Raw genomic sequence first — 7206 nt, 5'->3', positions numbered from 1 at the left:
TCAAACGGCAGACTCGAACACCTCCGCGGCATCGCCCTGGGATTCCGCAACCTCACCCACTACATCACCAGATCACTCCTGGAGACCGGAGGATTCAGACCCCGACTACACCCTGGATCCTGAAGAGCCGGGAACCCGTCGAAGATCGCCGATTCCCATGGTGCCCCTCTACCCAAGGGCGGCTGCACGGCGGAGGCCCACAAAGCGCTCTTCGTCAGCGCTCCCTTCGACCAACAGCTGCAGAAGCTCCTGTCCGACGGCCTCGAGGATGCTCGGCAACGCATGGAGGGCGATTCCCGAGTCGTCGCCAAGCAGAAGGAGTGGATCTCCTGCATGAACGCCCGAGGATACGCCGTCAAGACGTGGGCAGGCGGCGCCGATGAGGCGCATGCGGTCACTGACAACAAGGGCGGGGTGTCCGTTGCGTTCACCCGCACGGATGCCAAGTGTTCGCAGAAGGTCAATCTCGCCGGAACAATGTACGCCGTCGACTCGGCATACCAGACCCAATGGCTCGACACACACGGCGCCGAGATCCAGGAGGTCTCCGACGGATACGCCAAGGGTCTGGCGAAGGCCACGTCGATCCTGGCGGGCCGATGAGCATCTCCGGTCGGCGTCGCGGCCTCATCATCATGGTTCTCGTCGCCGCAGTGAGTCTTGTCGTGGGCCTCGTTGCGGGCGTCTTCATCAAGTCCCCGGCCCAGAAACGAGTCGAGACCGCGCCGCCGCCGCGCACTGTCCTCACCGAGCCGGTGACGATGTCCGTGGTACGCCGCAGTATCAGCGCGGGAGCGACGGTCGCGCGCCGCAACACGACCCAGGTCGCCATTCGCCCCGGCGACGTCATCACCTCGCTGCCGGTCGGCAACGGAGCGACCGTCAAGGCTGGAACGGTCGTCCTCGAGGTCAATGGGCGTCCCACCTTTGCGCTCGCTGGCGCATTGGCCAACTACCGCGACATCACCCCGGGCCTGCGCGGGGCCGACGTCACGCAGCTTCTCACCGCGCTCACCTCACTGGGATACTCGGTCGGCGGTGAGACGTCCTTCGGCCCCAACGCCCAAGCCGCCATTCGCAAGCTCTACGCGTCGCACCACTACTCCCCCACCACCCGCGGCGGCACCGAGGTCGCCGAGGCGCGCACGGCCCTCACCGCAGCGAAACGCGCCGCCAGAGACGCCCGACACGACCTGGACAAGGCTCGTCGCTCCCTGGCCCGAGCCCAGCAGACACCCGCAGTCCCCACCGCGCCACAGGCGTCCTCGTCGAGCGGTGCGACGGAGACGTCGCGGGCCGAGGACTCCAGCAACCGTGCCGACGACATCGATGATGCCCGGTTCGCGCTCACCAAGGCCGAGGAGGCTGTCAGTGATGCCGATGCGGCCGTCGCGGATGCCACACGCAAGCTCGCCTCCCAGGAGGCAAGCGCCGGCGTCGTCGTAGGCTCGCGCGAACTGCTGTACGTGCCGTCCTTCCCGGCCACCGCGACCGTACGAGCCGAACTGGGGGTGAGCACTGCGTCCACCTCGATGCAGATGGTGAGCGGGCCGTTCGTGGCCACCGTGGCGGTGTCCCAAGCCGATGCCGACTCGGTCAAGGTGGGCCAGGTCGCACGCGTCCTCGGCGACGACGGAAAGGAGTACCCGGGCACCGTCACGTCCATCTCGCATGACACGACCCCCTCGGATTCCAAGACCGATTCCTCGGACACCTCATCGCAGGACACCGACACGACGGAAGGGGGCATCCGAGCCGTCGTCACACCGACTACGGCACTTCCGGGCTCCCAGCTCGGCAAGGAGTTACGGGTCATGATCGACACGGCGCTCAGCAAGAGGCCCGTCCTCAACGTGCCCCTCGTCGCGGTGACCAACGACTCGGACGGAAGTGCACACGTCCGAGTGAGGAAGCCCGACGGCACGACCGTCCGGGTGAAGGTCGTCACGGGAATAGACGGCAACGGGCGCATTGAGGTGACACCGGTCAACGGCGCCACCCTCACCGAGAAGGACGCCGTGATCGTCGGTGAGTGAGGTCCTGGCATTCGACCGGGTCGAACGCACCTACCCCGGGCCACCAACCGTCACCGCCCTGCACGCGTGCACCGTGCACGTGGCGGCCGGACAGTTCGTCACGATCAGCGGCCCCAGCGGGTCGGGCAAGTCGACCTGGCTGCACCTGGCCGGCTTGCTCGACAGGCCGACGAGCGGCGAGGTGTACCTCAACTCGCTGGCCACCTCACCCCTGCGAGAACGTCATCGCACCGCCCTGCGAGCGACCCAGCTCGGCTTCGTGTTCCAGTCGTTCTTCCTGCTGCCGGGACGCACGGTGCTCGAGAACATCGAATTGCAAGGTGTCTACCAGCACCTTGATCCTCGCCGGCGCCGGGAGCAGGCCCTCGGCATCGTCGAGCGGGTCAGGCTGTCGCACCGTACCGACGCCATGGCCGGGCAGTTGTCCGGAGGTGAGATGCAGCGGGTCGCCATCGGACGCGCCCTCATGGGCTCACCGTCGCTCCTGCTGTGTGACGAGCCGACCGGCAATCTCGACTCGCGCAACGGGGCGCAGGTGATGGACCTGCTCACTGCGCTCAATGAGAGCGGGGTGGCCGTCGTCGTCATCACCCACGACCCTGGCATCGCCGCGATGGGCCAGCAGCGGCTCGTCGCCAAGGATGGGTGGATGACCCGTGAGCAGTGATCCGCGGCCTCGCCGATGGCAGCACGCCGTCCCGTTACGCAGGCGACGGCAAGGACGTCCGCGCAATGACGGCCGGGACGAGGACCTGCCGCCGACCACCCGGGTCCGTGCAGCCGACATCTGGCGTGAGGCCCTGGCAGGTGTCCTGCAGCGGCCCGGACGCTCGGTCCTCACCGCCGTGGGCACCGTGCTCGGTGTCGCGGTGCTCATCGTCGTGCTGGGGCTGACGAACTCGGCTGCCGTGCAGATCACCAGCCGGTTCAACCCGATCCTCGCGGCAGAGGTGAGCGCCCGTTCCGCGACGATCCGTGACGACCACGTTCCGCTGCCTGCCGATGCCCCGGCTCGGGCGATGCGCATCAACGGCGTGGAGCACGCCGGTTTCGGGTACGCCCTCCAGGACACCTCCCGCGTGTCCACCGATCCTCGCCGGGAAGGTTCCCAGACCCACGTCATGGCCGTCTCGCCGGACTTCATGGCCATCGCCCAGGCGACCACCGATTCCGGAGTACCGATGTCGCCCCGGCTCGACGCATCCGCAGAGCGAGTGGCGTACCTGGGTCCGCAATTGGCTCGCAGCATCGGATTCGGTGCATGGGAGCCCGGAGCCAGTGTGTGGATCGACGGGACACGCTTCGAGGTGCTCGGCGTTCTCGCGGGGGCGAAGGCCCATGCCGAGCTGCTCAGCTCGGTCATCATTCCTGTCGGGACCGCGCGACAGGTGTACCCGGAAGGACGCCGCCACACCGACCAGACCCTTTGGGTGAGCACCCGGGACGGTGCCGCGCAGGTCGTCGCCAGTCAGCTCGCCACCGCCATCAAGCCCGATGGCCCCGATTCGGTCACCGTCGCCGCGCCACCCGACCCGCTGAGCCTGCGCAATGCGGTGTCCTCCGACCTCACCGGACTCATGCTGTTGCTGGCGGGGGTGAGCCTGGTCGTCGGGATGATCAGCATCGCCAACACGACGTTCGTCGCGATCATCGAACGGACCACCGAGATCGGTCTGCGTCGAGCGATCGGCGCCCGCCCCAGTCACATCGTGGCGCAGTTCCTCATCGAGTCGACTCTCATCGGGCTGCTCGGTGGTCTGGTAGGAGCCAGTGTGGGCGTCATCACCGTCGTCGCCGTGTGTGTGGCCCGTCAGTGGACGGCGGTCCTCGACTGGCGGCTGGCCGTCGGTGGCCCGCTCATCGGTGCCCTGGTGGGCGTCCTGGCGGGCCTCATCCCCGCCTGGCGCGCCGGGAGGATCGAACCGATCGAGGCGCTGCGGTCCTGACGGCGTGGGCACGCAGGACCGTCACGCTCCGCCTTCCATCCCGAGCGCACCACCTGCCTGCCAGGACCTCGGCGCACCTGACCGCCACAGATCCCCGCGCAACTCACCCGATCCCATCCGAACGGGCCACCTCGGCGGTTGCGCGGTGAATCGTGGCGGTCGGGTCCGGGACCCGACACGACATCGCCGCCGCGGACGATGTCCGCGACGGCGATGGTGAAGACGGCGACGATCCCTCAGTGGGCGTAGTCACCCCGGTAGAACTCGAAGCACCAGCCGGAGACGGCCCAGATGCCGATGCCCATGCCGAGCACGGTGAGCCACCACCCGAAGACGACCCCCAGGCACATGACCGCGATCGTCACGGAGCACCAGAACGGCCAGATGCTCTTGGGCGGGAAGAAGCCGATGACCCCGGCCCCGTCGATGACCTCGGCCTCCTTGTCGTCCGAGGGGCGCGGGTCGATCCTGCGACTGAGCACCCGGACGTAGAAGTAGACCATGAGGCCCATCGCGGCGGACAGGCCGAGCACCCACACGCCGACCACCTCGTGGGTGGTGAACCAGTAGATGACCGCCATGAGGGCGTAGAAGAGGGCGAGCCCCCCGAACACCCAGCGCTCGGACTTCATCGGGCATCCCCCTTGCTGCCGGAGTGGACGAGTTCACGCGGCTCATCGGCCTCGGCGACCTGGGCCCGGTGCTCGGCGGCCTCGGGATGGTTGGCGTCGAAGACCGGGGAGGTCGAGCGGACCCGGATCATACGGGTGAAGTTGTGGGCCGGCGGCGGGCACGAGGTGGCCCACTCGAGGGTGCGACCCCAACCCCAGGGATCGTCCACCTCGACCTTGGGGTGCTTGCGGCTGATCCACACGTTCCAGGCGAAGGGCAGCATCGAGACACCCAGCAGGAAGGCACCGAAGGTCGACACCTGGTTGAGCAGGGTGAACCCTTCCCAGGCGCCGTAGTCGGCGATACGTCGCTGCATGCCCTCGATCCCCAGCCAGTGCTGGACGAGGAAGGTCGTGTGGAAGCCGACGAAGAGCAGCCAGAAGTGGATCTTGCCCCACGTCTCGTCGAGCATCCTGCCGGTGATCTTGGGCCACCAGTAGTAGAAGCCACCGAACATCGCGAAGACCACGGTGCCGAAGAGGACGTAGTGGAAGTGGGCGACGACGAAGTAGCTGTCGGACACGTTGAAGTCCATCGGCGGGCTGGCGAGCATGACGCCGGTGAGGCCACCGAAGAGGAAGGTCGTGAGGAAGCCGAGGGCCCAGAGCATCGGCGTGTCGAAACTCAACGACCCGCCCCACATCGTGCCGATCCAGTTGAAGAACTTCACGCCCGTCGGGACGGCGATGGTGAAGGTCATGAACGAGAAGAACGGCAGCGACACGGCGCCGGTGACGAACATGTGGTGCGCCCACACCGACATCGAGAGGCCGCCGATGGCGATCGTCGCGAAGACCAGACCGACGTAGCCGAAGACCGGCTTGCGGCTGAAGACCGGCAGGATCTCGGTGATGATGCCGAAGAACGGCAGGGCGATGATGTACACCTCGGGGTGGCCGAAGAACCAGAAGAGGTGCTGCCAGAGGATCGGGCCGCCATTGGCGGCGTCGAGGATGTGCGCCCCGAGTCGGCGATCCGCCTCGAGGACGAGCAGACCGGCCGAGAGCACCGGGAAGCAGATGAGCACCATGATCGAGGTGACGAGGATGTTCCAGGTGAAGATCGGCATCCGGAACATCGTCATGCCCGGGGTACGCATCGTGACGATCGTCGTCACGAAGTTCACCGATCCGAGGATCGACGACAGACCGAGCAGGTACAGGCCCATGACCCACAGGTCACCGCCGACTCCCGGGGAGTTGATGGCGTCCGACAGTGGTGCGTAGGCGAACCAGCCGAAGCTCGCGGCGCCGCCCGGGGTGAGGAATCCGAGGCAGGCGATGATCGAGCCGAAGAGGTACAGCCAGAAGGCGAACTGGTTGAGTCGCGGGAAGGCGACATCGGGGGCGCCGATCTGCAACGGCATGATGTAGTTCGCGAATCCCGAGAACAACGGCGTCGCGAACATGAGCAGCATGATCGTGCCGTGCATGGTGAAGAGCTGGTTGAACGTCTCGTAGTTGACGAACTGCATGCCCGGGTAGGCCAGCTCGGCGCGAATGATGAGGGCCAGGATTCCACCGAAGGCGAAGAAGAACAGGGACGTGCCGAAGTACAGCCGCCCGATCTTCTTGTGGTCGGTCGTCGTCATGTAGTCCCACACCTTGGCCCCGTACCCGTGCGGTTCGGGGGCGTGGTGCGCGGCGACAGGGGTCGTGCTCACTTCGGCTCACTCTCCTTGGCGTTGACGGTCAGGGCGTCGACCGACTTCGCCGGCTTGATCTCGCCGGTCTGCTTCTGGTCCTTGAGGGTCTTGAGGTACGCGTTGTACTCCGCGACGGGCACGACGTGCACCTTGAAGATCATGTTCGCGTGGTAGGTGCCGCAGAACTCTGCGCACTTGCCGTCGTAGGTCCCCACCTTGGTCGGGGTGAGATCGAAGCTGTTGGGATGTCCGGGAATGACGTCGAGCTTGAAGTAGAACGCCGGCACCCAGAAGGAATGGATGACGTCGGCCGAGTGGAGGTTGAATCGCACCGACTCGTTGACCGGGAGGTAGAGATCCGGGATCTTCTCGAGCGTCCCGATCTCGTGGGTGACGACCCCGCCCGCAGCGGGATTGTCGGCCTCCATGTAGTTGAACGTCCACGACCACTTCTGGCCGACGACGTTGATCTGGTGCTGCGGCTTGGCGTCCTTCTCGAGCACCGAGTTCTGGGTGCGCACCGTGTAGAAGAAGAGCACCCCGATGATGAGGAAGGGGACGATCGTGTACACGACCTCGAGGGGCAGGTGGTAGCGCGTCTGGTGGGGGATCTCCGGGTCACCGGAGCGACGACGGAACCGGATGACGGCGTAGCCGATGAGCCCCCACACGAGCACGCCGATGGCCAGTGCCGCGATCCAGCCGCCGGTCCACAGATCACCCATGTGGACGGCACGGTCGGAGGCGGCATGGACGAGACCGAACCTCGCCGCCTGCCCCTGTCCGACGGACGAACACCCGGCGATGAGAGGCAGCACCAGTGCTGCCGCCACGATCGTCCGGCGTCGGCGTCCGCCACGCTGCCAGTCGAGTTTGGGTTCCACGTCTCACCCTTCCCGCACCGCAC

Annotated in this window: 7 protein-coding genes; 4 read left to right on the top strand and 3 right to left on the bottom strand. The window is 66.6% G+C overall.

Features of this window, described 5'->3' with window-relative positions; all coding sequences use genetic code 11:
* Positions 1-282: 282 nt before the first annotated feature.
* From E0E30_RS02925 to E0E30_RS02910, 4 genes are read left to right on the top strand one after another with little or no spacing between them, the layout of a single operon-like run.
* On the top strand, positions 283-603 hold the full coding sequence (locus E0E30_RS02925) for a hypothetical protein (protein WP_130865020.1): 321 nt from the start codon (positions 283-285) through the stop codon (positions 601-603).
* A complete protein-coding gene (locus E0E30_RS02920) occupies positions 600-2036 on the top strand; it encodes an HlyD family efflux transporter periplasmic adaptor subunit (RefSeq protein ID WP_130865019.1) in 1437 nt (478 codons plus the stop codon). The genes E0E30_RS02925 and E0E30_RS02920 overlap by 4 nt, the downstream gene beginning before the upstream one ends.
* Positions 2029-2703, top strand: a complete 675-nt coding sequence (locus E0E30_RS02915) for an ABC transporter ATP-binding protein (protein ID WP_130865018.1) — start codon at positions 2029-2031, stop codon at positions 2701-2703. The genes E0E30_RS02920 and E0E30_RS02915 overlap by 8 nt, the downstream gene beginning before the upstream one ends.
* Positions 2693-3982, top strand: coding sequence for an ABC transporter permease (locus E0E30_RS02910; protein WP_130865017.1), 1290 nt, complete (start codon positions 2693-2695; stop codon positions 3980-3982). Before E0E30_RS02915 ends, E0E30_RS02910 begins: the two co-directional genes overlap by 11 nt.
* 236 nt (positions 3983-4218) lie before the next feature.
* On the opposite strand, the gene E0E30_RS02905 is transcribed toward E0E30_RS02910, so the two are convergent.
* The 3 genes from E0E30_RS02905 to ctaC are packed head-to-tail and all read right to left on the bottom strand — an operon-like array spanning position 4219 to position 7183.
* Positions 4219-4614: a cytochrome c oxidase subunit 4 gene (locus E0E30_RS02905; RefSeq protein WP_130865016.1), complete on the bottom strand. Its 396-nt coding sequence runs from the start codon at positions 4612-4614 to the stop codon at positions 4219-4221.
* Positions 4611-6317 carry an aa3-type cytochrome oxidase subunit I gene (gene ctaD, locus E0E30_RS02900; protein WP_130865015.1) on the bottom strand — a complete coding sequence of 569 codons (1707 nt, stop codon included), beginning with the start codon at positions 6315-6317 and terminating at the stop codon, positions 4611-4613. The genes E0E30_RS02905 and ctaD overlap by 4 nt, the downstream gene beginning before the upstream one ends.
* A complete protein-coding gene (ctaC, locus tag E0E30_RS02895) occupies positions 6314-7183 on the bottom strand; it encodes an aa3-type cytochrome oxidase subunit II (protein WP_411913983.1) in 870 nt (289 codons plus the stop codon). The genes ctaD and ctaC overlap by 4 nt, the downstream gene beginning before the upstream one ends.
* Positions 7184-7206: the final 23 nt, after the last annotated feature.

This window comes from Acidipropionibacterium timonense (assembly GCF_900605005.1).
Taxonomy (GTDB): Bacteria; Actinomycetota; Actinomycetes; order Propionibacteriales; family Propionibacteriaceae; genus Cutibacterium; species Cutibacterium timonense.
The sequence above is the reverse complement of the archived record's forward strand: the minus strand, read 5'-3'. Positions and strand labels throughout refer to the sequence as shown.